Origin of the sequence: Bacillus sp. NTK071 (assembly GCF_017303315.1) — a bacterium.
Lineage (GTDB): Bacteria > Bacillota > Bacilli > Bacillales > Guptibacillaceae > Guptibacillus.
On record NZ_JAFKOI010000055.1, the window covers coordinates 1 to 317 of the forward strand.

Genomic DNA, 317 nt, shown 5'->3' on the forward strand with positions numbered 1-317 from the left:
AGAGATGATGAGGTAGATAGGTTCGGGGTGGAAGCGTGGCAACACGTGGAGCTGACGAATACTAATCGATCGAGGGCTTAACCGAAAACATTATTGGAAAACGTTGTGAGTGCTATCTAGTTTTCAGGGAATAAGATTTTCCTTGAACTTCATAAAGAAGTATAGTAACATATATCTTGTCCTTGGTTAAACACTTTCTAGTGGATCAACCATTGATTAGTCTGGTAATGATGGCGAAGAGGTCACACCCGTTCCCATGCCGAACACGGAAGTTAAGCTCTTCAGCGCCGATGGTAGTTGGGGGATCTCCCCCTGCA

General features: G+C 44.8%; 2 rRNA genes. Both read left to right on the forward strand.

Going from position 1 to position 317, the window contains the following annotated elements:
- A 23S ribosomal RNA gene (locus JI666_RS21010) occupies positions 1–85 on the forward strand; the annotation flags it as partial.
- 135 nt (positions 86–220) lie between these two features.
- Positions 221–317: ribosomal RNA gene (gene rrf / locus JI666_RS21015) — 5S ribosomal RNA — on the forward strand; the annotation flags it as partial.